18 protein-coding genes are annotated in these 23914 nt (G+C 47.2%); 3 read left to right on the top strand and 15 right to left on the bottom strand.

Annotated features, from left to right (window positions below):
- Positions 1-166: 166 nt before the first annotated feature.
- The 8 genes from NQ518_RS05265 to holA all read right to left on the bottom strand — a co-directional run bounded on the left by NQ518_RS05265 (position 167) and on the right by holA (position 8097).
- Positions 167-1117 carry an SPFH domain-containing protein gene (locus NQ518_RS05265; protein WP_227960574.1) on the bottom strand — a complete coding sequence of 317 codons (951 nt, stop codon included), beginning with the start codon at positions 1115-1117 and terminating at the stop codon, positions 167-169.
- 32 nt (positions 1118-1149) lie between these two features.
- Positions 1150-1602, bottom strand: a complete 453-nt coding sequence (locus NQ518_RS05270; protein WP_227206745.1) for an NfeD family protein — start codon at positions 1600-1602, stop codon at positions 1150-1152.
- Between the two features lie 490 nt (positions 1603-2092).
- The gene (locus tag NQ518_RS05275; protein ID WP_227960572.1) at positions 2093-3016 is read right to left on the bottom strand and encodes a M48 family metallopeptidase; all 924 of its coding nucleotides are present in this window, start codon (positions 3014-3016) and stop codon (positions 2093-2095) included.
- A 204-nt stretch (positions 3017-3220) separates the two neighbouring features.
- Positions 3221-3547 (bottom strand): hypothetical protein, encoded by a 327-nt coding sequence (locus tag NQ518_RS05280; RefSeq protein ID WP_227206741.1) that lies wholly within the window; start codon positions 3545-3547, stop codon positions 3221-3223.
- Positions 3548-3614: 67 nt separating this feature from the next.
- Positions 3615-4526: a dihydroorotate dehydrogenase gene (locus NQ518_RS05285; RefSeq protein ID WP_227206739.1), complete on the bottom strand. Its 912-nt coding sequence runs from the start codon at positions 4524-4526 to the stop codon at positions 3615-3617.
- A complete protein-coding gene (locus tag NQ518_RS05290; RefSeq protein WP_227206737.1) occupies positions 4514-5290 on the bottom strand; it encodes a dihydroorotate dehydrogenase electron transfer subunit in 777 nt (258 codons plus the stop codon). Before NQ518_RS05290 ends, NQ518_RS05285 begins: the two co-directional genes overlap by 13 nt.
- Before the next feature lie 351 nt (positions 5291-5641).
- Positions 5642-6109 carry a helix-turn-helix domain-containing protein gene (locus tag NQ518_RS05295; RefSeq protein WP_227206735.1) on the bottom strand — a complete coding sequence of 156 codons (468 nt, stop codon included), beginning with the start codon at positions 6107-6109 and terminating at the stop codon, positions 5642-5644.
- 968 nt (positions 6110-7077) lie between these two features.
- Entirely contained in the window at positions 7078-8097 is a 1020-nt protein-coding gene (holA, locus tag NQ518_RS05300; RefSeq protein ID WP_227206733.1) for a DNA polymerase III subunit delta, read from the bottom strand.
- 143 nt (positions 8098-8240) lie between these two features.
- Here holA and NQ518_RS05305 point away from each other — a divergent pair, with 143 nt between their 5' ends.
- From NQ518_RS05305 to NQ518_RS05315, 3 genes are all read left to right on the top strand, one after another.
- Positions 8241-8690, top strand: coding sequence for a type I restriction enzyme HsdR N-terminal domain-containing protein (locus NQ518_RS05305; RefSeq protein WP_227206731.1), 450 nt, complete (start codon positions 8241-8243; stop codon positions 8688-8690).
- Positions 8691-9590: 900 nt separating this feature from the next.
- Positions 9591-10871, top strand: coding sequence for a sialidase family protein (locus tag NQ518_RS05310; protein ID WP_227960570.1), 1281 nt, complete (start codon positions 9591-9593; stop codon positions 10869-10871).
- An 82-nt stretch (positions 10872-10953) separates the two neighbouring features.
- The gene (locus NQ518_RS05315) at positions 10954-11769 is read left to right on the top strand and encodes a TerB family tellurite resistance protein (RefSeq protein WP_227206727.1); all 816 of its coding nucleotides are present in this window, start codon (positions 10954-10956) and stop codon (positions 11767-11769) included.
- Between the two features lie 87 nt (positions 11770-11856).
- On the opposite strand, the gene NQ518_RS05320 is transcribed toward NQ518_RS05315, so the two are convergent.
- The 7 genes from NQ518_RS05320 to NQ518_RS05350 all read right to left on the bottom strand — a co-directional run bounded on the left by NQ518_RS05320 (position 11857) and on the right by NQ518_RS05350 (position 23624).
- Positions 11857-12069, bottom strand: coding sequence for a hypothetical protein (locus NQ518_RS05320; protein WP_227206725.1), 213 nt, complete (start codon positions 12067-12069; stop codon positions 11857-11859).
- Positions 12070-12307: 238 nt separating this feature from the next.
- Positions 12308-15127 carry a M16 family metallopeptidase gene (locus NQ518_RS05325; RefSeq protein ID WP_374211136.1) on the bottom strand — a complete coding sequence of 940 codons (2820 nt, stop codon included), beginning with the start codon at positions 15125-15127 and terminating at the stop codon, positions 12308-12310.
- A gap of 69 nt (positions 15128-15196) precedes the next feature.
- Positions 15197-16300, bottom strand: coding sequence for a hypothetical protein (locus NQ518_RS05330; protein ID WP_227206722.1), 1104 nt, complete (start codon positions 16298-16300; stop codon positions 15197-15199).
- 115 nt (positions 16301-16415) lie between these two features.
- Complete coding sequence (locus NQ518_RS05335) at positions 16416-18086, bottom strand: PKD-like family lipoprotein (protein ID WP_227206720.1); 1671 nt, start codon at positions 18084-18086, stop codon at positions 16416-16418.
- Positions 18087-18113: 27 nt separating this feature from the next.
- Positions 18114-18878, bottom strand: coding sequence for a DUF4843 domain-containing protein (locus NQ518_RS05340; RefSeq protein ID WP_227960568.1), 765 nt, complete (start codon positions 18876-18878; stop codon positions 18114-18116).
- A gap of 11 nt (positions 18879-18889) precedes the next feature.
- Positions 18890-20497, bottom strand: a complete 1608-nt coding sequence (locus tag NQ518_RS05345; protein WP_227206716.1) for a RagB/SusD family nutrient uptake outer membrane protein — start codon at positions 20495-20497, stop codon at positions 18890-18892.
- A gap of 25 nt (positions 20498-20522) precedes the next feature.
- The gene (locus tag NQ518_RS05350) at positions 20523-23624 is read right to left on the bottom strand and encodes a SusC/RagA family TonB-linked outer membrane protein (RefSeq protein ID WP_227206714.1); all 3102 of its coding nucleotides are present in this window, start codon (positions 23622-23624) and stop codon (positions 20523-20525) included.
- Positions 23625-23914: the final 290 nt, after the last annotated feature.

Here is a 23914-nt window from a genome sequence, read left to right on the forward strand (position 1 = left end):
CACCCCCTCGCCCATCAATTTAACAACAGACTTGACGCCCTCTTAAAATACGAAGAGGATTTGTTGCCTTTTCTCGCCTTATGTCAGAAAGACAGCTAAACATGAATGTGCTTACTGTTCTTCAGGCAAAGAAAAGGCAACCTCTTCTGGCTATGCAAGCGTTTTGCTATTCGGCTTTGAACAAATCCTTGATGCCTCCGATGCTGCCAAGCAGGTTGGTGGCCTCGTAAGGCAGGTAGACGGTCTTTGACTTGTCGCCCGAAGCCAGCTCCTGCATCATGGCGATGTACTTCTGCGCCAGAAGGTAATTGGCCGGATTGGTGCTTTTCCCCACGGCCTCGGTAATCTTCTGGATGGCGATGGCCTCGGCCTCAGCCTTGCGAATGCGTGCCGTGGCCTCACCCTCGGCAAAGAGAATGGCCTGCTGCTTGGTGGCCTCTGCGCGGTTGATGGTACTGGTCTTCTCGCCTTCCGACTGCAAGATGGCCGCCTGCTTCTCGCCCTCACTGGTCAAGATGGTGGCACGCTTGTTGCGCTCGGCCTGCATCTGCTTCTCCATGGCCTGCAACACGCTCTCGGGGGGCGTGATGTCTTGCAGCTCCACGCGGTTCACCTTGATGCCCCACTTGTTGGTGGCGTCGTCGAGAACGGCACGCAACTTGGTGTTGATGGTGTCGCGCGAGGTGAGCGTCTGGTCCAGTTCCAGCTCGCCGATGATGTTACGCAGGGTGGTCTGCGTGAGCTTCTCGATGGCGTTGGGCAGGTTGTTGATTTCGTAAACGGCCTTGAACGGGTCCACAATCTGGAAATACAACAAGGCATTGATCTGCATCTGAATGTTGTCCTTGGTGATGACATTCTGCTTGTCAAAGTCGTACACCTGCTCGCGTAGGTCGATGCTGGTGCTGTAGATGTAGCGGCCGCGGTTGAGTGTCACGATGTTCTTGGCACGGTCGATAAACGGGATAATGACGTTGATGCCAGGACTGAGTGTGGCATAGTACTTGCCCAGACGCTCTACAATTTTGGTTTCTGACTGTGGGATGATGATGATGGCCTGCTTGACGAATATCAAGGCCAATACAACAATCGCCACTAACACATAGGTTGCAATCATGATATGAAGTTTTTTGGTGAATAATTCATGCGTTACAGGCACCGCTCCACGGTGAGGATGATGCTGTCCATCTTGACCACGCGCACTCGTTCGCCCCGTTGGATGGTCTCCAAATCGGTGCTGACAGCCTTCCACACGTCGCCGTCGATCTTGACATAGCCACTCTGCTCGCCCGTGATGGGCTCTTCCACTGTGCCGGTCCGCCCAATGAGGGCCTCGGCGTTGCTCACCCGGTTGTCACCCGAGGCATGCAGGGCATGCACCAATGGCGGTCGCACGAACACGAGGCTCAGCACCGAGCACACGGCGAAAATGATGATCTGGAGCCAGAGTGGCACGTCAAAAAGCGAGCTGACCATGGCACCCAGCGCACCGATGGCGAAGCAGGTGACAAAGAAATCGCCCGACCCCAGCTCGATAATCAGGCAGAGCATGGCTACGATAGTCCAAACGAGCCATAAATTTTGTGAAATGTATTCTATCATCTGTACAAGGTTTTGGTTAACGACCACCGCCGCAGGTGGAGCCATCCGGAAATGTGACGCACTGCAAGCAAACGGTGGCGAATTGCATTTCAATCCGCAACAAATTTATAGAAAATTCTTGAATTATACGCCTGTTGGGGCAAGAAAAATCGCTCTTTTTGTAGGTGGAAAATAAAAAAAGATGATTGACCCACCAGGGAAGAAGCGTTCATCCTATATTGTGCGGACGGAAGGGCATTGACTTTGCCCGCCAAACTCAATGACATTGATGCCCAATATCAATGACTTTGGAGGGCAAAGTCAATGCTTTTTCCACGAAAGGTATAAACTACTGAAAATCAACATTATACATATTCACGAAATAGATGTCAGAAGGGGCGGACAGATAGTGGGGAACCGATGGCGGACGGATGACCCATCAGCACAAACAGGACAGGGCCTGGCAGGAACTAACTATCCTACCAGGCCCTGTGAAAGATGGTCGAAGCGGTTACTTCCCCGTGTTCCTGTAAAGGCTAGAGGCAGAAACCGTCTTTTGTCGGGATGACTGTTTCTTATTAGTCAGCTTCCTGCTCGTCTTTGGAGCAGGGGTTGCTGCGGCACCCGAGCCACCATTATAATATTGTAAAGCTGTGGGCATAAGACGCTGTAAGGCGGCAATGCGCTTGGCATCGGTGGGGTGAGTGCTGAACATGTCGCTCTGGTTGCCCTTGCCACTGGCCATGCGCTGCCAGAATGGGACGGCCACACGAGGGTCGTAACCAGCCATGGCAGCAAAGATAAGTCCCATGTTGTCGGCCTCCAACTCATGGTCGCGTGAGTATTTCAGGTTGCGGAATTGCAATCCTTGTTGGGCCACCACCTGTGCAATCTGTGTGGTGGTGTTTCCCACACCCAGCGCACCAAGGGCACCGCCAAGCACCTGAACGCCCAGATGATCCCTGATTTGTTTGCTCATCTGCTCGGCACTGTGGCGGGCAACGGCATGCGCTATCTCGTGACCTACAACCACTGCCAGGGACGGTTCGTCCTGTGTATAGGGCAGAAGGCCTTCGTACACCACGATTTTACCACCGGGCATACAGAATGCGTTGGCCTGCTTGTCGGCGACAAGGTTGAACTCCCAGCTATAGTGCTGCAGCTCTTCGCTCAGTCCATGGCTGCTGAAATAGGTTTCAACGGCACGGGCCAACCGCTGTCCCACGCGCCTCACCATGGCCGTGTTGGCTGCATTGGACGACTTGGTAGCCGAAGCCATGTACTTGTCATATTCCTGTTTGCTCAAACTAAGCACCTGCTCATCCGAGACCATCAGATTCTGTTTGCGGCCCGTAATAGGCACAGTGCGCGTCGTTCCACATGCTACGAGCAATGCAGTAGCAAAGGTCAACAATAAAATTTTAGCTTTATTCATATCCTTGATTTTATAAATTTCAATATTGCAAACTTACAAAAAAAATTGATATGCACGGACAATAGTTGATTATAATTTGAAATAATGCCGGGAAAGGGAAAGGTGGAATTGAACTCAGTTGATGCACTTGGGCTTATGTCAGCTTAAACATAACGGCATAGGGAGTCCTCAATCATGCCAACACAGGGTTGTTGCACCATTGGCTTATTCAGTCGTGTCTCTATTCATAACAACAATAACTTTCGTAGAACGATAGACTTTAATTGTCTGACTATGATCTATAAATCCTTTTTTGGAAAAACTAAATTTTGTGTCTATACCTCGACTTGTTGTAGGTAGCATTATCATATACCTAAATCTTCCTAACGAATCTGTACGCATACGAAAATTCATCAGATCGTCTGAAATTAAAACACTATCTAAAGGAACGTTATTATAATCCACCACAAGCCCTTCCAAACTTTGTACACTCTCGCATGAGCATAAAACAGAAGCAAAGGCTATGCTAATCAATGTATCTTGTATTTTCATATAAAATGCTGTTTCAAGATTCCATGCAGATTCAACAGATAAACGGGAAGCACAGGTTTTAGTCGGATTAAACGTTCAATGCGCCAATGATTTCTGTCACCGAAGCACAACCATGGTCATCAAGCCAACGGTTCACTCCATCTCGAACGTGGATGGTAGCCATGGGATCGACAAAGTTGGCCGTGCCAATCTGGATGGCCGTGGCACCCGCCATGAAGAATTCGATGGCATCTTTCGCCGTAGAAATCCCTCCAAGTCCAATGACAGGGATGCTGACTGCTTTGGCCACTTGCCATACCATGCGCAACGCTACGGGCTTTACAACCGGTCCACTGAGGCCACCTGTGGCAATGCTCAACACGGGTTTGCGCCGCTCTACATCAATGGCCATGCCCATGAGGGTGTTGATAAGCGAAACGCTGTCGGCTCCTTCGGCCTCACATGCTCGTGCTATTTCAGCCACATCGGTGACATTGGGCGACAACTTGACAATGAGTGTCTTGTGATAAGTCTGCCGAACTGCTTTGACAACCGCTGCCGCTCCGGCACAAGTTACGCCAAAAGCCATGCCGCCCTGCTTGACATTAGGACAGGAAATATTGAGCTCGATGGCCGGAATCTTGTCCAGGGCATCGATACGGGCGGCACACTCGGCATAATCATCGGGCGTGTTTCCGCTGACATTGACAATCATGTGGGTGTCGATATCCTTAATCTTTGGATAGATTTCTGAGCAGAAATAGTCTACACCCTTGTTCTGTAGGCCCACACAGTTGAGCATGCCATGCGGCGTTTCGGCCATTCGCGGATACTTGTTTCCTTGACGAGGATGGAGTGTTGTACCCTTGACAATGATGCCACCAAGCTGATTCAATGGTACTAAATCGGCAAATTCGAGTCCATACCCGAAAGTACCCGAAGCGGTTAAGATTGGATTCTTAAACTCAATGTCATTTATTTTTACATTTAGAGCTGCCATAATAACTTCTTAATATTTAACACTGGACCTTCTGTACAGACGCAGATATGGCCGTCAGTAGTATCTTCCACGCAACAAAGACAGGCTCCCAATCCGCACGCCATATCATTCTCTAACGAAACTTCGCATGCTATGTCGTTCTGTTTGGCATAGCGTGCCACCGACATCATCATGGGTTTGGGTCCACAGGTAGCAATACGGTCGAATTGTTCTTCCTTGAGAATGGAATGATTGGTTACATAACCCTTCTCGCCTTCTGAACCATCTTCCGTGGTGAGATACAGGTCACCAAGCTCACTAAACATGTCCTTTTCAAGCAATTCATCAGCGGTTCGGGCTCCTAATAAGAACGAAGGGCGCACTCCCATCTCCACCAATCGCTTCCCCAAGAAAAGCATAGGAGCGATTCCAACACCACCTCCAACGAGCAAGAAACGCTCATCGGTAGAACGTGGCATGGTAAAACTATTTCCGAGTGGTAACAAACAATTGACCTTCTCACCAGGTTTCTTTCGTACCAGATGACGGGTTCCTTCACCTATCGCAGCCACAAGCAATAAAATCTCATTGCGTTCGTAATCCACCATGTTAATAGAAATGGGCCGACGCAAGTAGGTTGAAGGTGAATCGTCAATATGAACCTGTACGAATTGGCCTGGATGCATCTCGGGCAATGTCGATGAAGCACGCAATCGCATGAGCCAATGACGATCACTTAATTGCTCTGTTGCTTGTACAAGGAAATCTTCACAAATCTTTCTCATTGAACAATTTCGTTATAATAGTATTAAAATAGGAAGTCATGGACAAATCTTAAACCGCGACACGCGAGGGTAATGATATTACATATAGACCTCGATTGCCTAAACATAGAATAAGCTCAGCTTTGAATAAACACCTATTTAAATTGAATAATCGTGAAACACATTATTATATTAAGTGCAAAGTTAGCACAAATAGAACACACTCACAAATGAAAGAAATAAATAAAAACACCAATAGCAATAATCATTCAATCTTTTGGAAGATTGAACAAAATAGAAAAGCTTATACTGAGTATGGAATAACAATTAACCAATTGACTGAAATGGTTCTGTAAATGTTACACGATACGCTTATTTTTTAGGCACAAAAGTCTCCCACGTTTGGTCATCATAGAATACTCTTATTTCAGCAATCTTACGCGGATTATTGTCAATATATTTCGTATTGTTATTAGTGACTTGTTGAAGTTGATTACGTTGCTCTACAAAACTTAACTGCGGTTGAACTACATTACTCTCTGATGGAGTAGAAGGAGAGTCATCGAAGTTTAAAACAGATTCAGCAGAAGAAGCCGAAACTGCATGATTATCGATATCACCTGTATATTCATCCATAAACATAGGACCATTGCCATACAATAACCAATCTAAATTAATAGTTGGAAATTTCTTCTTGATGGCATCGATATGATTCAATGTTGGTTTTGTACGATCATTAAAAATGCTACTCAAAGAAGCAGGTGAAATATCCAATGCCTCAGCAAAAGTTTGCTGATTCATGTGCTGAGCATTCATCAATTGTTTTATTCGATCTTTCATTTTATCCGTCATTCAACTTAAAATAGGCCAAAAAAGGCAATTCTCATTGACTTTACAAAGATAAACAATAAAAATCACAAAACAAACAAATCTATATCATATTTAGTATTCAATAGTTTGAATTTAGTTATTTATATTTATAAAACCGACATTAAAAGAATGTAATACAACAACTTTTCATATAGATACATGAATTACATCCTTAAATATTGACTTTGTATAAATGTAGCAAAAAATTATAAAAATCTGGGAATAAATGCATTATCGTTTATCATTCTACTGTATACAGGCTCTATTCCATGAAATTAAGTAGGAATCAATGGTTATATGTAGAAAACAGAAGAAGAAAAACATTATAATGATTGATTATCAGTAACTTAAAGCAAGTTCTTGCTATTGCATATTTATAATTATCAAACATGAAATCTAAATATTTACGTTTTAATATTGTGTTTTTATGTTATGATTTATGTATACGTTCATGAATTTATAGAAAATAGCCGTTTTTAAATTTGCAATCACAAATCAGAAAGAATGTAATCTTTTATGGTTTGAAATCACAAAAATAGTTAACTGTAAATTTACTGATGGTAGAAAGATGAAAAATCGCCATAATTTCAATATTCTGAAACAAGGTACAGGGTGCGCTTAAATTTGCGAATTATGAGCACACTAAAATGCGAAGAACCTTGATTCCATCAGGGTTTAACGGCAAAAAACATGAAAAATGAAAATTGTATTCTAGACGAAAATAAGCTAAAATGAGGTCTATTTCAGGCAAAAAAGAGCTTTTTAAGCATGCGAAAAACCCTCTTTAGGTGGAAAAAGCTACCCTATTAGCGCCCAATTTGAAGTTATTAGGGACCTATTTGAAATTATTAGAGGCCCATTTGAACTTATGGAAGGCTTTTGAAGTTTATTTAGGAGGAACCCGTTTGATGTTATTTAGAATCCAAATGGGTATTTTTTCAATGCAGAATATAAAAAATAAGCTCCTTCATGAGATCCCCTGTCGATGTGTAGGGATTGTTGATTCCTTTGCTTTTAGCATCAATTTCTCTAAACTTAGCAATGATCTGCATGGTTTTCTTACCTGAATAATTTTTCATTCCTATGATATAATCACGCGCAGCCCACCCTCCTCTTAGATCCAAAAATTGTGCAACAGCATTCTCATTTTTGGTGGGAGCATAATAGGCAATCATCAGATTTTGGAAATAACTGAAGAGCAAAGGAAGAAAAGAAAATATAGACCCTGCTTTGGGATTATTGTCAAAATATTTGATTATCTGATTGGCTTTAAAAACATCTCGATTGACCAAGGCACTTCTCAGTTCGAAAGCATTGAAATCTTTGCTCACGCCAATTTGCTTTTCAATGACCTCAGGCACAACCACTCGATTGTTTTCCGGAAGCGAAATCAGCAATTTGTCCAGCACAGAAATCATCCGATTCAAATCCGATCCAATATGATCGGCAATCATCGCTGTCGACTTATAATCGATGGTCACGTTTTTCTGTTTCAGATACGAAGCGATGAAAGAAGGCAGTTCTGACTCTCTCATCTTTTTACTTTCAAAAACTACACCTAAAGCTTCAGATCTTCCAATCAGTTTTTTTCGTCTGTCGATGGTGCCATTTTTGTGGCAAAGCACTAAGATTGTTGATTTAACAGGGTTTTTCAGATATTTTTCAATCACGTCAGTTCCACGCAAGTTTTGCGCTTCTTTCACGATGACGACTCGATATTCGGCCATCATTGGATATCCCTTTGCCAGATCTACAATCTGTGCAGCATTGATGTCAGAACCAAAAACTATGTTTTGATTGAAGTCACGCTCTTCGGGTTGCAGGACGTTTTCGGCGATATAATCCGAAATTTTATCGATAAAATACGACTCCTCACCCATTAATATATAAATAGGTGAAAAATGACGTGCCTGAAGATCACGCATGATAGAATCGTATGTGGGTCCTGTTCGAGCCATTATCACTAAAGACTTGATATGAGATGGTCATGAAAAACAACCATATCCATTGGCATTTCAATCACGAACCGTGTAATCTCTATCAGGTCTTTTTCTTTTCTTGTTTTTTTATTAACTTTGTATCTGAATGCAAAATTACTAAAATGTATCCATTAAACCTACCCCATTACCAAATAAAATTAGGCGGCACGAAAGACAAACCCACCATTTTCGACATTCTCCGCAAGAGATATGTCGCACTTACACCTGAAGAATGGGTGAGACAACACTTCATACATTATTTAATAGAGCACAAACATTATCCCGCCACCTTGTTAGCTAATGAAATACAACTCAACATGGCCGGCAAGACACTGCGAGCCGACAGTGTTCTGTACGATTCGCACCTGCGTCCCAGGATGATCATAGAATATAAGGCTCCATCCATCCCCATTACACAAAAGGTGTTCGACCAAATATCCACCTATAATTTCCTGCTGCATGTCGACTATCTCATTGTCAGCAACGGCATTGATTCTTATTGCTGCAAAATGGATTATGAAAGTAAAAAATATTTATATTTAGACCATATTCCAGATTACGAAAATATTTAACAAAACAGAACCTTTTTACGCTCATAAAGCTGAAATTAACAAGGAAGGAAATTCCTATTAAACCATAAATCGAGTAGGAGGTAAACACTAATCATAGGTGTTTATCTCCTACTCGTTTACCGATTAAAGTTTACACGCATCAATTTTCCATACTTTGATTATCGCCCAAAAACAGCCAACACGCAGCCTAACCACCACGAATGCGCTTTTGGTTTTCTCCTCACTGAATGGCATTGCGGAGAAGTTGACCATACTTTCAGGGAACACAGAGAAACATCTGCCAAAGAGAGTACACCGCACGTCATCATGAGGGCAACGGTGTATGGCAGGAAAGCAATGCGTTTCGTGAAATCTTCAGCCACATTTGTACATCATCATTCCCACCTATTTTGTAAGAAAAACATACATGTAAAACGGTACATAAAAAATGATGAAATAGAAAAAATTGATAGGCACGGACTCACCTAACATACATCTTTAGAAGCGTCAAGGTCTGTTTTTTAATCTAAAAACACGACCTAAATGCGATAAAAGGCATCACTTGCGCTGTTATAACCATGCCATTGGTGAGCAAAGACTTACATATTGGAAGCCAAAGGCATACCTATTGGCATTCAAAAGCATTGTTATTGAGCAGCAATACAGGTGAAGGCGATGAGAAAGCGATGAGCAGATAGCGTATCAACCTCGTAATCAGCAACTTGCAAAAGTCGTTCATTTTGGTCATATTTGACGCCATGGCGTGAGTTGCTCACCTACAAACGAATTTTGAAGAGGTTGTTGTAAAGAAAATTTCGAATCTTTCCGAATTTTTATTTTGCAGGAGTTTAGCGATGAAATCACAGTTGTTTTCAAAAATTTTCCGTACATTTGCCAACATCAAACAATATTTGGAACACAATGAACAACAAGTATTTTGCTATGCGCACACATCACAACCACATCCATCAGTTAGCAGGCACGCACCTTCGCACGGTCATCAGCATCGCCGTGCTCATGCTCTGCATCAGTACCCATGCCACCAATGAGGCAGACAGCCGGCAGCGGCTTTTCACTACGCCGGAGAAGGATGCTATCCCCTATCGCATCCCCGCCATCACCACATGCAGCAACGGCGACATCATCGCTGCGTCAGACTACCGCTATTGCGGCTCTGACATTGGCTATGGAGCCGTGGACTTGGTCTATCGCATCAGCCGCGACAATGGCAAGACCTGGTCGGAAGAGAAGATATTGGCCGACGGACAAGGCAACGAAGCTGACATCAAGTGGGATTACGCTTTTGGCGACTGCGCCTTGGTGGCCGACAAAAACAGCAGCGAGGTGCTGGCTACTTGCGCGGCCGGCAAAACAGTATATTTCCAAGCAACACGCAACAACCCTAACCGCATTGCCATCTTCCGCAGTTATGACAACGGAAAAACATGGGACAAGGGGCACGAAATCACCGAGCAGATATACCCCCTGTTCGACCAACGAAAGGCCGGCCCCATCCAGTCACTCTTCTTCACGTCGGGCAAGATACACCAAAGCCGCCACGTCAAGGTAGGCAAATACTACCGTTTGTATGTCGGCCTGTGCACCTTGTCTGGCAACTTCGTGCTTTACAGCGACGATTTTGGCCGGCAGTGGAACGTGCTGGGCGACATCAACACATCGCCCTGTCGCGACGGTGACGAGGTGAAATGCGAAGAATTGCCCGACGGCAGCCTCATACTCAGTTCGCGTCACAACGGCCGACTGTTCAACGTCTTCACCTTCAGCAACCTCAAAAAGGCCGAAGGCTCGTGGGGACAACGCACCAAAGCGGCTGCATTCACGGGCATCGAGAACGAGTGTAATGGTGAAATCTTGGTTGTCCCAACCATTCGCAAAGCCGATGGCAAGAAAACGTTCGTAGCCATTCAGTCGGTACCTTTTGGTCCACAGCGAACACGCATCGGCTTCTTTTACAAAGATTTGGGCAAGAGACATCTCACATCCCAGCAGTTGGCTAACGGTTGGCAGCGAGGCATGATGGTGGCAACAGGTCTGGGAGCCTACTCTACCATGACGCTTCAGAAAGATGGGAGAATTGGATTTCTATGGGAGTCAGGTCCCACCATCTACAACATCGACTATCAAAGCCTAAAACTTGAGGACATCACCAACGGGCAATATCAACTCAAGGGGAAGTTCTGAAACACACGAAAAGCCTGAAAAATAAAAAGAAATACAATGGCAGCACACCATGCGAACATGAATCAAAATAAACGAGAGAATAATGGCAGCAGGTAAATGGATAGGTGGAATACTAGGTTTCATGCAGGGAGGGCCACTAGGCGCACTTGCTGGATTTGCAATTGGATGGCTCTTCGACAGCGGCTTGGACACCTTCAGTGAAGGCGGATCGGGTGACGAATATCGACAACGTCAGGGCAACAGGTATGCACAATACAATCAACAGCAACGACAATACGCCGAAGGACAACGCAACACGTTTCTCTTTTCCATTCTCGCATTGGCATCGTATGTCATCCGAGCCGACGGCAAGGTGATGCATTCGGAGATGCAAACGGTGCGCAATTTCCTCAGACAGAACTTTGGTGAGGTGGCAGTGAAGCAAGGCGAGGAGATTCTTCTCAGGCTTTTCGAACAACAAAAGCAAATGGGGTGGAGGCAGTTCAGCAACACCATCCGGCAAGCATGCATCCAAATTAGCTTCAACATGGGCTATTCTGAACGGTTGCAGCTGTTCAACTTCCTGGTTATCATCGCTCAAGCCGATGGCATGATTGTCAGTGAAGAGGTCAACGTCCTGAAAGAGATAGCCCAATATCTGGGACTTTCAGCTGCCGATGTTGACTCCATGCTCAACCTCAAAGACAGCTCTACAAACCTCGAAGCAGCATACAGAGTACTGGGAATTGCCCCCTCTGCTACCAATGATGAGGTGAAAAAGGCTTATCGGCAGATGGCCTTGAAGCATCATCCCGACCGTGTTTCCACGCTGGGTAACGACGTGAAGAAGGCCGCGCAGAAGAAGTTTCAGGAAATCAACAATGCCAAAGACCTCATTTACAAAGCCCGCGGCATGTAGCTCTACGCCCCCCTCGCACACCAACGGCAACTGCAGTGGCTTCGTGGCCTTACGCGGCAAGGGAAGAAGCGGTAGAAACAGGAGAAACTAAGCCATTTCCGCTTGTCTGCCATTGATAGATACCTTATGGCTGGTTCGAGATATTACCACAGCATGTGTTACATAGGAAATGATGCTTACATCGTAGAAATCGTATTCAACGCCATCAGAAGGGTTGAAATCATTACTGCCCACCAATGAAGAGAGGTAAAGAATACCCTGAAACATGTTCATGGGAATGTAACAAATCTCGAAAAACATTTGTTGAGTTGGGTACAAACATAAGTTTTTCGGGCAAAGGTAGTACAGCGTCCATACCACACAAAAACAGCTAATGTTGGGGGCATACGTCTATTTTGTCATATTAGCCGTGTATTTTGAGTGATGAAGCCAAGAAACAGCACCCATGACGTGCAGGGCTTAATAAAATCTCCCGTCAACCAGGTGGTTGACGGGAGATTATGTTAATGCCAAACACTGAATAGTCAAGAACGGCTCATTATTCTTGCGGCAACATCACCACGGTAACACGATTGTTGCCCTGCAAGAATTCTTTCATAAAATCGCACAGTCCCTTCACCGTTTGTTTCTTGATGACATCCTTGTATTGAGAGTGCGTGTCCATGCCATAACGGCGATACATACCGATGACGTTTCGCCAATAAGTGTTTGTTTTTACAGCTAAATCGGCATTTTTTAGCATATAGGCTTTCACCTTTTCCAACATGGCTTCATCGCAATGCGTGGTCATGCGCTCGGCCTCGTCGCGCATTATTTTTAGGGCGATATCACTTTTCTCTGGCTTCACGGGACATGTCACCACGAGCGAGTAGGCGTGGAAATCACCCTCTATCTCAGCCGAACCGTCGGCTCCGCACGAATAGGCCGCTCCCGCATCCTCGCGTATCTTCTTGAGATACACCATGCTAAGTATTTGCCCTATCATGTTCATCTTCATGGCGCCATCCAAAGTATACGACATGTCGGTATTGTGCCACACCATGCAAGCCATAGCCTTGGGCGTCTGCATCTTACGATGGAACACGTTTTCAACCACGCCCTTTTGATAGGATGTAAGCAAATGTCCGTGCCTCACCTTACCCTTGGTGGGCAGCGAGCCAAGATAACGGCATACGAGCGGCCGAATGGTAGACTCGTCATAATCGCCCACAAAGGTGAACGTCCATGCCGATGCGTTGGCTGTGCGCTCGCGCGCGATTTGGAGCACGCGGTCATAGTCTATATCTTTGAGGTGTTCCTCAAGAAATGGCCTAAGCCTTGGATTGTGTCCATAGAGTGTGGCCGTAAGCGAATCCGAGTAGATTGTCTCGTGCGACAAATTCCTGTTTTTGAGCGATGTACGCCACCCGTCCATGAGATTGGCCACCGCTTTCTCATCCTTGCCAATATTGGTGAAATACAGATAAACGAGTTGTAGCATGGTCTCCACGTCTTGCTTGGCGGCCGATCCACCCACGCCCATATATTTATCACCGATGGAAAGATGGGCGTTGGCTGTCTTGCCGGCGAGAATTTTAGGCAGTTGCATACCCGTGAATCCACCTAACGCGCTGCTGCCCACTATATCGTCAAAAGCTGCCAAGTTAGCAAAGTCTTTCTCTCCGTAGAGCGACTTTCCACCAGGTCCAATCGCTGACAGCCCCACTTGCCCTTTCTTGAAGTCGGTTTTCTTGAGCACCACGGTCACGCCATTGGAGAGTTTCAGTTCGGTGAAACCGAACTTGTCGTTCTTCTTTTCTTTGACAATCCTGCCAAGTCGTGGTAATTTTTTCATCAACGGCTGCTGTTGTAAGGTGTCCACATAGGCCTCAAAATTGGCCTGGCGAGCCTGCTTCACAGCTTCGAGCAAATCCTCTCGCTTGGGATAGACATTTCCCTCTTTCTCATTGTTAAAGTTGATTATCACCAAGTTATGGTCAGACTTGGGCAAAAGATTTGGCAACACCCTGTTAATCTCCTCCAAAGGTATTTGTGGGATGGCCTGTCGCATCATATAATAATACTCCTCAAAAGCCGGTATTGGCTCGTTGGAGAGATAATTTCCCTTGTAGTCGTCAGCGAACGAGGCGTTCCCGCGCTTGTCCTTGTTGTTGTAAGCGCGTTCCAAGCCGTTGAGAAGGTTTTTCTTGGCCCTGTCATACTCTATCTGCGTGAATCCTTGGTCAGCTGCGCGGTGAGCCTCGGCAAGAGCGGTTTTCAAGGCTTTGGCAGTTAGTTCGATGCTTCTTGGCGCGGCAGATACCCTGAAAGCATTTTTTGTTTTGGCGAAAATAAACGTTCCATCAGCCGCCTCAGCACCAAGGTATGGGCATCCGCTCTTTTGCGCCGCCTCGGCATATCTGTCGTTGAGCATGCCTATAGCTACATTTTTTACATAATTGGCCATGACGTAGTCCATGGAATTTTTAAGCGAGTCGGGCCATGGATCGTGCTTGAAGAGAGCCTCAACGGCACTGTTGGGTTGTTCCTTATCCTTGTCAATCACGACAATGGGCGTATCGTTGTCTGGCACTTGCTCGGCTACAATGGGCGCAATGTCGGCCGGATTAGTCACAGTACCGAACATCTGCCGTATCATACGCTCTGTATGATCCACATCAACATCACCCACGACGATGATGCACTGATTGGATGGTTGGTACCATTTTTCATAGTAGGCGCGCAGCTCTGCAGGTTTGAAATTGTCCACGACACTCATCAGCCCGATGGGAAACCGCGAGCCATACTTAGATCCAGAGTAAAGTGTGGGCAAGTTTCGCTCCAACATACGCGAGTTAGCACTGGTGCGCTCTCTCCACTCTTCATGTATCACGCCTCGTTCTTTGTCTATCTCTTGAGGGTCCAATGTCAGACCGTTGGCCCAGTCGTGCAGGATGAGCAGGCACGAGTCGAGTGCGCTCTGTCGCTTGGTGGGCACGTTGGAGATGTTGTAAACCGTCTGGTCTATAGACGTATATGCGTTGAGATCTCCACCAAACTTTACGCCCAAAGACTCACAATACCTGATGACGTTGTTGCCTGGGAAGTTTTTGGTACCGTTGAAGCACATGTGTTCAAGGAAGTGAGCCAAACCTCGCTGGTTCTCTTCTTCCTGTATGGAGCCAACACGCTGTACGATATAGAAGTTGGCACGCTTCTCGGGCCAGTTGTTATGGCGTATGTAATACTTAAGGCCATTATCCAAAGTCCCTATTCTTACAGCCGTGTCTACCGGCAACGTCTGCGGCAAATCAGCCGCTTGTGTCATGGTGGGCAGAATGACGAAACCAAGCAATGCCCTCCAAAAGAGATGTTTCATAGTTGTGATGGTGTTAGCCGCACGGCTCCTCAACCGAAGTGCCGCGCGGTGGTGACTTACGCAATATAGTTACTGTTTGGCTGGTGTGGTAAATTTCTTGGTGTGCAACTTGCCCCATTCGCCCTTGACATTGCGTGCCATAGAACACGCGATGTATGTAGTGGCGGGCAGCGCATTCCATTTGGCGCGATCCACGCGATACTGATTCCAATAGGGATCTTGCGGAATATCCTTTTGCAGCATGTCGATAACGCCGCGTTCACCCATGTCTTTGGCGTTGAAAGCCTCCTCGGTGATGATGATATCACGGTGTACAGCCGCTTGATCATTGGGCGTATATACTATTTCCTGGAAGTAGCCAGTGTCGTCACTGCCGCCAAATTGTCCAATCTCAATGTTCACGGCAGCCACACCCTCGCCACCCAACAAGGCTGTTTTGACGGGCATGGTGACAATGTCGAGGTACACGCCATCCTTGTCCCAAGGCAACGCACATATCTCATAGTCATAGTTGGGTATCATATCATCCCATGTGTGGCTCATCTCCTTGGTGTAAGCCGACTGGCCACTGAACCGCCTAATCATGTCGGAAGGATTTGAGAAGCCCATCATCGGACCGTGGTGCGCCACGATACTATCTATGCTTCCGGCCTCGAATTGACAAATGGCATAACCTGCCACATCAGCGTTGGGACTGAACTTCACCGTAACGCTGTCGGGGCCAAGGGCCGTCACGGTGCATGTGAGTCGCGGATTGCCTGCCGGCTTGTGCTTGGGCGTTGTGAAAGAGGTGCGCGTGACGAAACCTGCAGCGCCATCCTTGTCGTAGCCGAGGGTGAGCAACGTGTATTCTTTCTCGGGCAAGACACAGAACCCCATGTCCACGAATTTCGCATCTTTGAGGTTGGGTGTGCGTTTTTCTGTTTTTTGGTTACTGAAATAATTGGCCAACACAGCGTCACCAATGCGAGTAGCTATGTCGGATGTAAAAAGCTGCATGCTGTACGAAACACACGTTGTACCTTTCGAGAGCGATAGCGTCATGGGACCATTGTCGTTGCAATTTACGGTTACGTCAACGGTAGCCTTCATGTCATTTTGGGCTGCCACCTGTGTCACCACGGTCATAGTGAAGAGGCAGAGCAATGTTTTGAATATTTTCCTAATGTTCATGTTATGATTGTTTTTGATTGTTCATGTTTGAGGATTGTGAAGAGATTCATGCGCCGACTATGCGACACCCGGCTCTCTTCACAATGTAAGGAATTATAGTTGTTAGCTTGTTTTATCAATACATGTCAAGTGTGGTGCGTTCTGCACGCAGTTGTTTGATGGAGGCTACCCGCCCACCAGCGTTGTATTTGCCCACAAGGACTGGTGCCGGCAGGTTTGTCACCTCATAGATTAAGACATCACCGTTCTCACATCCAACAAGCAAATGCTTGTAATCACGTCCCTGCGTGTACTGGTCGTTGCGGTCATAGGTCATGGCCGTAACTTTGGAGGTAATGCCCTTGAGCGGCAGTTGGCCTACCTGGTCTATGGATGTGGAACCCCATGTGCCGCTCCTAACAACCACAAACACCTTGTTGCCCTCTGAAAAGAGGTCACAACGGCTCTTGAGATTACTCAAACGGGTTGTGGCCGCAGTAAGGAACACGGTTTCTTTATTGAGTAGGTGCCCTGTCACCTCGTACGGGAAGTAATAGGTGTTGGCCATCGGCACATTGAGTTTGCGCGTCCGATTGTCCACGGCAAAGGTTCCAACCATGGATTTTCCGCCCGTGTTATACCATATTTGATACCAACTGTTGTTTCGGTCCCAATACATTTGCCCATTGATGGCGGTCAAATAGAATACCTCTGCATCTGCTGGCATCTTCATGATGGGTGCTCCCGCCCATCCCGGCATTGACAAGTCGGTCATAAAGACACGATAGCTGTGATAGTTTCCCTCCAACGATGTCGCGATGAGCACGCGTCTGTTTTTCTCGTCGTAGCACGGGATGTTGGTGTGTCCCCACAGCGTATGTCCAAAATTGGTTACCTTGTAACCCTTCTCATCGAGATAATACGGCTCAGTAAGAAACTTTCCACCGAGGTAGTGCTTGCCCGTCTGGCGCGTGAAAATACGGCCGTCTTGGGTAGCAACCCATGTGAATGCGGGGTTGTCAGCATCTATTTCTTGGTCCCTGCGAGCGCTAACCTTGAAGTTGGCAGGCGTTCCGTCGGCAAACTGTGAACCAAGTTCCCAAGCCTGCTTAAGCGTGGAGGCGTTGAGAACCACCGCGTCTCCCTCCTGCGTGATGGCCGTCACCGAACCTGTCGGACTGACATTGAGCGACAGCGAGACATCCATGCGCTTGGGTGTTCCGGGAATATCGTCGGACAAGTGTTTCTTGAAGATAAACTTGGGTACGCTGAATGTGCCGTTGGCGGCACGTCCATATTTCAGGCTCAACGCCGACATGGAACCGATATGCGGGTCGCTGTTGTTCTTAGCCGAGTAGACGATGAAGTCGCACTCTGCGATGGGCGGCTCGATGGTGATATAGGTTCGGGCCTTGAAAGAAATACCCGTGGCTTTCTCTATGATAGCAAAGTCACCGTCAAAACTCCCAGTGGGATAGTCGGTCAGTCCCAAGCGTTTCATGAACTCATCGGTGGGAATAGTCTCTTTCAGCTCAGTAGAGAATACCTTGCCATTAAGGCGCCACTCATAGCGCACCTCCTTGCTTCTCTCAAGCGAGTCGAGTTTTCCCCAATTGAAGTATCTCGACGCGTCGATGTATGTTTTCTCGCCACCCCGTCCATACACGTATATAGGGTCGTTGTTTACATTGATGAGCCACGTTGGCGGCTTAAGCGATTCGTAAGTGTAATTTCCCTCATCACTGAAGCACGCAGTCAGCGTAGCGCATACAATTGCGCACGCAATGGCGTTTCTCATTGTTTTCATAATGCGTTCCTTTCGTTGTTTGCGTGGTTAAACATTGACGGTCATCACACTTCCGTCTTCTTCCTTGGCCTGCTCCGGATGCTCCACAAGCCATTGCTTGAACTGCCTGACAAGTTTGATAGCCTTGTATGGCGCCTTGCGCAACATATCCTCGTTGAGTGTGGCTTGCTTGTCAATGTTAAGCAAGAATAGTTTGTACTTACGACTGGAGTATTCGCCGAAGAGATTGTTGGTCACATCAGCATCCCACCACTCGGGTTTGACGGCTTCACGCGTGAGTACGATGACAGCCCGCGTACGCTCAGTCTGTCCTAACTGTATCTCGCCCATGGGCATCAGCTCTACCGTGAGCTTCACACCATGTGGCATGCTTTTGAGCCTGGCCGACCTGAACATCCTTATGGCGATGGTGTCACTTTGGTTTTTGGCTCCCTCCGGCACATTGTGTGCCCTGAACGTGTAAGTGTCTTGCAGTTTGTACTCGTCTGGCAGAGCCGTTGTCATGTCTGGCACAACCTTGAGTTTGAACGTTACGTCACGCTCAAGCAGCCGACCAGTCATGTTGACCACAATCTTGGCATCTATCTCTGACACGTCATCATTCTCAAAGAAGAAAGACGCTATAGTCGAGTCGGCCTTTTCCTTACCAGGTGCGACGGCATCCTTGTAGAACTTCTCAAAATATATATGATGTTCCTGCCCGAAGGTCATCAGTCCTTCTTCCTGGCACGACACACAGACTAACAATGCCGCAAGGGGCAGTATATAGATGTATTTTTTCATACGTTTCATCGTTTACAGTTTTATTTTGTTTCCTCCGCTGGTATGGGCAGCACGCTCTCTTGCTTGGTCAACGGCTTGACGGTGCCGTTGTCACGTTTCACGCCAGCGTTAAGCCGCTTGTAGAGATAGAACAGTTGTCCCTCACTAATCCACTCTCGCTGTCCCTCGCGCACAAGATCCTTAACGAAAGCGCCCCATGAGGTTTGCGTGGGCAACTTGTAGTCATTCAACCCTCTGTGCTCGCGCATAGTGTTGAGCAAACCGTAAGCACCCTCGAAATCGCCCTTTCGAGCCATGCACTCGGCCACGATATATCTCAACTCAGACGTACGTAGCAAAGGCAAGATGGTGACAGTACGGTCACGCTCCATCGTATTTCTCTCTTTGACGTACCATTTGGTGGAGAGAAAGTTGCGGTAAGAGCCTTTGGGTTCGTATACTAAGCGGGTAGAACGAATGTCGGTGGTACTCTCATCCATACCCGAGATGGTCTTGAAGATGTCTTGCCCATCTTTGTTCACAATGAACAAGTCACTGCTATGCTGATTTTTCTCTCGTGGGAAAAGGCGTTCCAAACCAGCCTCGTCCACTTGCTTCTCGTTGTACAATCCCATGACAAGCGTGCCCACCATGCGTATGTCATTCATCTCCTCTGGCTGATCCACCCATGCGAAATTGAACTGCTCATCCTTGAAAGGCTCGAACTTAGTAGCATTGGCACCCTCGAAAGTGGCGTCCAACACCTCCAGAGCATACGCCTTGGCCTTGTCCAAAGAAGAAGGGTCAAACGTTGCGTTATATTGATGGGCGCGCGCCAACAATGCCGTGATGGCCCAATAGGAGAACCTGTAACCCCTGCCTAAAAAGAAAGGATCAACGCTCGTGGGGTCAGCGGCACCCTCCATGCCAAACATCAAGGAGTTATAGAAGCGCGCCTCACCCGACACGCTGGCACTGTACCCCAATGGTGAGAAATCGAAAGGCTTGACAAGCTCGCGCGCCTGCTCAAGGTCTGCAATGATTTTTCCCATTACTTCCTTGATGGGCAAGTGCGTGGCCCGCTTATTCGGGAACTCAGTGACGTAGGGAATGTAATTGGCACCATCGTCGTCAATGGGTGCGGGGGCAAAGAGACGAAGCATGTCGAGGTGGATAAAAGCTCTGATGGCCTTGGCCTCGCCGAGGATGTTGTCTCTCTCCATCTTGCCTTCGCTGAACTTATTATCACTCTCACCCTCCAGATGTTTGATTAAATCGTTGTCGGCGGCAATGGCGTTGAAGGCCGCCAACCAGATGTTGTCTATCAGTGGCTGTAGCTTGGCATCCTTGTAGTCACGCTTGCCAGCTGCGATATAGGTAGGGTTACTCAAGTCGTTAGAGCTGACATTGATGTCGTACTGACCTGAGAAGAAGTCAATAACGCCAAATTGCAACTCACGGCCGTAGAGCGTAGGTGATGCCATGCTCTTGTAGATGCCATGCAGAGCGGAACGATAGCCGTCGCCGGTTTCGAAAAGCTCGTTGGCTGTTGACTGGCCCTCTACGGGCACATCAAGCCAGTCGTTGCAGCTGCTCAGCCCAAAAAGTGCCATGCAGACTATGATGATGGAATATGTTTTTTGTTTCATAATCGTTGTCGTTGATTTTTTTAGGTCAATAACTTGCTCGCAAACTTATGCTGTATGTGTGGGCATAAGGGTATGAGAGTCCGCGTTCCACCCTCACGGTGTTCCACCGAGCCAAGTCGGATGCGTTGATCGTGACGGACAGTGCGCTCAGCTTGAGCTTAGAGATAAGTTTCCGACTGAAGTCGTAGCCTATAGACAAGCTGTTGAAATGCACATAGTTATCATTTTGCACAAATCTTGACGTAGGCCTGGTGGAGCTTTTTTCACCCAATCCATAGAATGGTGCTATGTCGCCCACCTTGCGCCATCTGTCCGTGATGACACGACGGTCTACATTCTGGTCTTTTATTTGTGCGTTCTCCACTTTCTCGAGCAAAGTCTGGTTGTACACCTGACCGCCAAATGCGTAGAGGAACGAGGCGTTCATGTAGATTCCCTTATAGGCCACATTGATGCCGAACGAGCCTTGCGCATCGGGATTGGTGTCACCGCACACTACCATGTCACTTGCGTTCCATTCCTTGGTAATGGTGCCGTCTTTCTTCCTGAAAAGCTCTTTGCCGCTGGCAGGGTCAATGCCCAGGGAGGGCATGGCGTAGATGGCCGTGGTAGACGCTCCCACATAATATTGGATGAGGGGGCGGTTCTGCAAGTTTTGATATTGCGGATGCTCTGCATCGTAATTATCCCTGATTTTCTTATTGTATTCCTCAATGGCATCGTCCAATTTGGATATTCTGTTCTTATTTGCACCCAAATTGGCGTTGGCCACTACCGACCAGTCGCGGTTGCGGAAGAGCGTGATATTAGTCTTAAGCTCAAAGCCTTTGTTCTCGATAGAACCAACGTTGCCGCTATAAGAGGTGAAACCCGATGATGGCCTTATACTAATGCGGTCAATCATGCCATCCGTTGTTTTCTTGTAATAGGCAGCCTCGATATATAATCGGTTTTTGAAAAGCTCCGCTGTGAAACCCACGTCGAGCGACTTGGTGATTTCCCACGACAACGCCGAGTTGCCCATGGTGAAGAGCCTAACTGCTGGCCCTGTGTAATACCACGCCTTCGTGTCGGCCTTGTAGCTGCTGATTACGTCGAAACGCGAGAAGTTCACCTTTCCGGTGCTGCCATAAGTACCACGCAGTCTAAGCGTGTTAATCCACGGCAATTTCTTGACGAACGAGTAGTTGTGCACGTTCAAGCCCACGCCGACAGAGGCGAACGGAGCAAAACGCTTGTCCTCGCCAAACTGCGAAGAGCCGTCCATACGGAACGAAGCATCCAGCAAATAGATTTCGTCAAAGGTGTAATTAAGGGCTCCCAACACGCCAAAGAGCCTTGTCGTGGATTTGGTGTCGATGGTTTTGTCAGTCTGCGTGGCCGCATATATGGGGTCGTTCAGGCTACCGATATTGAACCCCTCCAACCTGTACGACAAGCGGCGGTCATTGGTCTCCTGTGCGTCCACACCCGCCGTGAGATTCAAGAAGTGGCGCTTAAGACGCTTGTTAAAGTGGAGCATGGCGTTGGCGTTCCATTTCAGACGAGTGTCGCCAGACACATCGAGCGATCCTTTGCGGTTGTTGGCTACGGTGCGAAACAAGAAAGAGTCCTTAGGGTCTTTGAAAGTCTTGCTGTCTGTCTTCACTTGGCTTACGCTAAATGTGCCTCGCAGATACAAGCTTGGGGTGAAATGAATGTTCACGCTCAAATTGTCGGTCACGTCGGTGATACCCCCGCGGCCACTGTAGCTTTGCAAATAGCGTTCCCGCCACAGCGGATTGGCTCTGTGAGACATGGGCAGCTCGCGCAGCAATTCACCAGCATCGTCATAGATGGCATCGTAAGGCAGCTGCTGCGAATAGTCGTTGAAATAGCCGTATGGCGAGTCCTCGTAGGATGTTCTGTTGAGTGTCACCTTGTTTTGTATGTGCAACCAATCTCTCAACCGATAGTCTATCATCATCCCCGCACCGTACCTGTCTCGCTTGGAGCCTTTCATCACACCGGCGTTGTTGTCATAGTTTAGGTTCAGCATGTACCTCACCTCGTTGACACCGCCCGAGAGCGACACGTCATTACGCCAGTTGTAAGCGTTGCGCAGAGGCCGCGCCAGCCAGTCGGTGTTCACGCCGCGCCTCACTTCATTTAGTTTGTCGTTATACTCCCTCTCCTTATCTATCGTGGCCACACCAAAAGTCCCAACATACAGCCCGGCATCTTTCTCTACCTGCAACTTCTCGGTGGCGTTGGTCAGATTATAGTCTGAAAGGTCGGGGAAGGACAGCTCCAAAGTGGTATTATAGTCTATGCGTATCTCACCTGCCTTGGGAGGTACAGTGGTGACAATCACGACACCATTTGCCGCACGCGAGCCATAGAGTGCCGTGGCTGCGGCATCTTTCAAGATGGTCATGCTCTCAATGCGGTTGATATCCATGTCGTATATCTTTTGCACGTCCACTTCAAACCCGTCCAGCATGAAAATAGGCATGTTAGGGTTGTCACGCAGGTTGGTACGTTGGGTGAGGCGCTGGTTCTCCACGTCCAAACCTCTATTCTGCGATATGCTCGACGCTCCTCGAATGCTAATTTCATGCATCTGGTTAGGATCTGCACCAAACCCAAGGTTGTCCATAATGCGGAATGAGGGGTCAAAAACCTGCAAGGCTTTCACGGCGTCTTTAGAGTTCACCTTCTTGAGATCCTCACTAGTCACGATAGTGGCCGAACCTGTAAAACTGTTTTTCTTGAGTTTCTGGAAACCCGTCACCACCACTTGTTCAATCTGCGTGGAATTCTCCTCCAAATAGATGGTAAACCTGCGGTGTTTTCCAACGGTGAAATTCTTGGGTTTGTAGCCGATGAAACTCACTTGAAACACGTCTTGAGCAGAGCATTCCTTGACGACAAATTTTCCCTCCGCATTGGTGGCCGTGCCTCGCAACCCACTTTTCAAGCGCACCGTGGCGCCGGCAATAGGCTCGTTGTTGGTGTTGTCAACCACAGTTCCCTCGATGGTGAACCTGTCGCTCCCGGCTGGCTGTTGAGCCAAGAGAGGTCCACTTAGCGAAAACAGCGCTATGATCCCAACTACGAGGGACTGGCTAAAAAAAGTTTTTCGCATAGGTATAACAAATTTTGATTAATAATGAATAAATCTCTCATGCAAGCGAGTTCAAACCATGTGGTTTCAACATGCTCACTGCAAATATATGTTATTTAGACTTAAATTCAAAATAAGAAAATCATTGAAAAAAAGGATGTTGCACTGCAACATCCTTATGTTTACTGACACTATGAAGAACATCGCATAGAGAAATATATCTGGTTTTTGCAACAAAAAAAAGGACAATTGTTAATGTTTTGTTACAAAACAACACTTTCTTTCTTTCAAAAATGCTACTTTCGTGACGT

Origin of the sequence: Hoylesella buccalis ATCC 35310 (assembly GCF_025151385.1) — a bacterium.
GTDB classification, from domain to species: Bacteria; Bacteroidota; Bacteroidia; order Bacteroidales; family Bacteroidaceae; genus Prevotella; species Prevotella buccalis.

Coding starts and splice junctions, on each gene's coding strand:
- NQ518_RS05350 (WP_227206714.1), bottom strand. CDS start 23,624: ATGCGAAAAACTTTTTTTAGCCAGTCCCTCGTAGTTGGGATCATAGCG.
- NQ518_RS05320 (WP_227206725.1), bottom strand. CDS start 12,069: ATGTTTTTCGAGATTTGTTACATTCCCATGAACATGTTTCAGGGTATT.
- NQ518_RS05270 (WP_227206745.1), bottom strand. CDS start 1,602: ATGATAGAATACATTTCACAAAATTTATGGCTCGTTTGGACTATCGTA.
- NQ518_RS05345 (WP_227206716.1), bottom strand. CDS start 20,497: ATGAAACAAAAAACATATTCCATCATCATAGTCTGCATGGCACTTTTT.
- NQ518_RS05315 (WP_227206727.1), top strand. CDS start 10,954: ATGGCAGCAGGTAAATGGATAGGTGGAATACTAGGTTTCATGCAGGGA.
- NQ518_RS05330 (WP_227206722.1), bottom strand. CDS start 16,300: ATGAACATTAGGAAAATATTCAAAACATTGCTCTGCCTCTTCACTATG.
- NQ518_RS05280 (WP_227206741.1), bottom strand. CDS start 3,547: ATGAAAATACAAGATACATTGATTAGCATAGCCTTTGCTTCTGTTTTA.
- holA (WP_227206733.1), bottom strand. CDS start 8,097: ATGGCTCGAACAGGACCCACATACGATTCTATCATGCGTGATCTTCAG.
- NQ518_RS05295 (WP_227206735.1), bottom strand. CDS start 6,109: ATGAAAGATCGAATAAAACAATTGATGAATGCTCAGCACATGAATCAG.
- NQ518_RS05305 (WP_227206731.1), top strand. CDS start 8,241: ATGTATCCATTAAACCTACCCCATTACCAAATAAAATTAGGCGGCACG.
- NQ518_RS05265 (WP_227960574.1), bottom strand. CDS start 1,117: ATGATTGCAACCTATGTGTTAGTGGCGATTGTTGTATTGGCCTTGATA.
- NQ518_RS05335 (WP_227206720.1), bottom strand. CDS start 18,086: ATGAAAACAATGAGAAACGCCATTGCGTGCGCAATTGTATGCGCTACG.
- NQ518_RS05325 (WP_374211136.1), bottom strand. CDS start 15,127: ATGAAACATCTCTTTTGGAGGGCATTGCTTGGTTTCGTCATTCTGCCC.
- NQ518_RS05285 (WP_227206739.1), bottom strand. CDS start 4,526: ATGGCAGCTCTAAATGTAAAAATAAATGACATTGAGTTTAAGAATCCA.
- NQ518_RS05310 (WP_227960570.1), top strand. CDS start 9,591: ATGAACAACAAGTATTTTGCTATGCGCACACATCACAACCACATCCAT.
- NQ518_RS05340 (WP_227960568.1), bottom strand. CDS start 18,878: ATGAAACGTATGAAAAAATACATCTATATACTGCCCCTTGCGGCATTG.
- NQ518_RS05290 (WP_227206737.1), bottom strand. CDS start 5,290: ATGAGAAAGATTTGTGAAGATTTCCTTGTACAAGCAACAGAGCAATTA.
- NQ518_RS05275 (WP_227960572.1), bottom strand. CDS start 3,016: ATGAATAAAGCTAAAATTTTATTGTTGACCTTTGCTACTGCATTGCTC.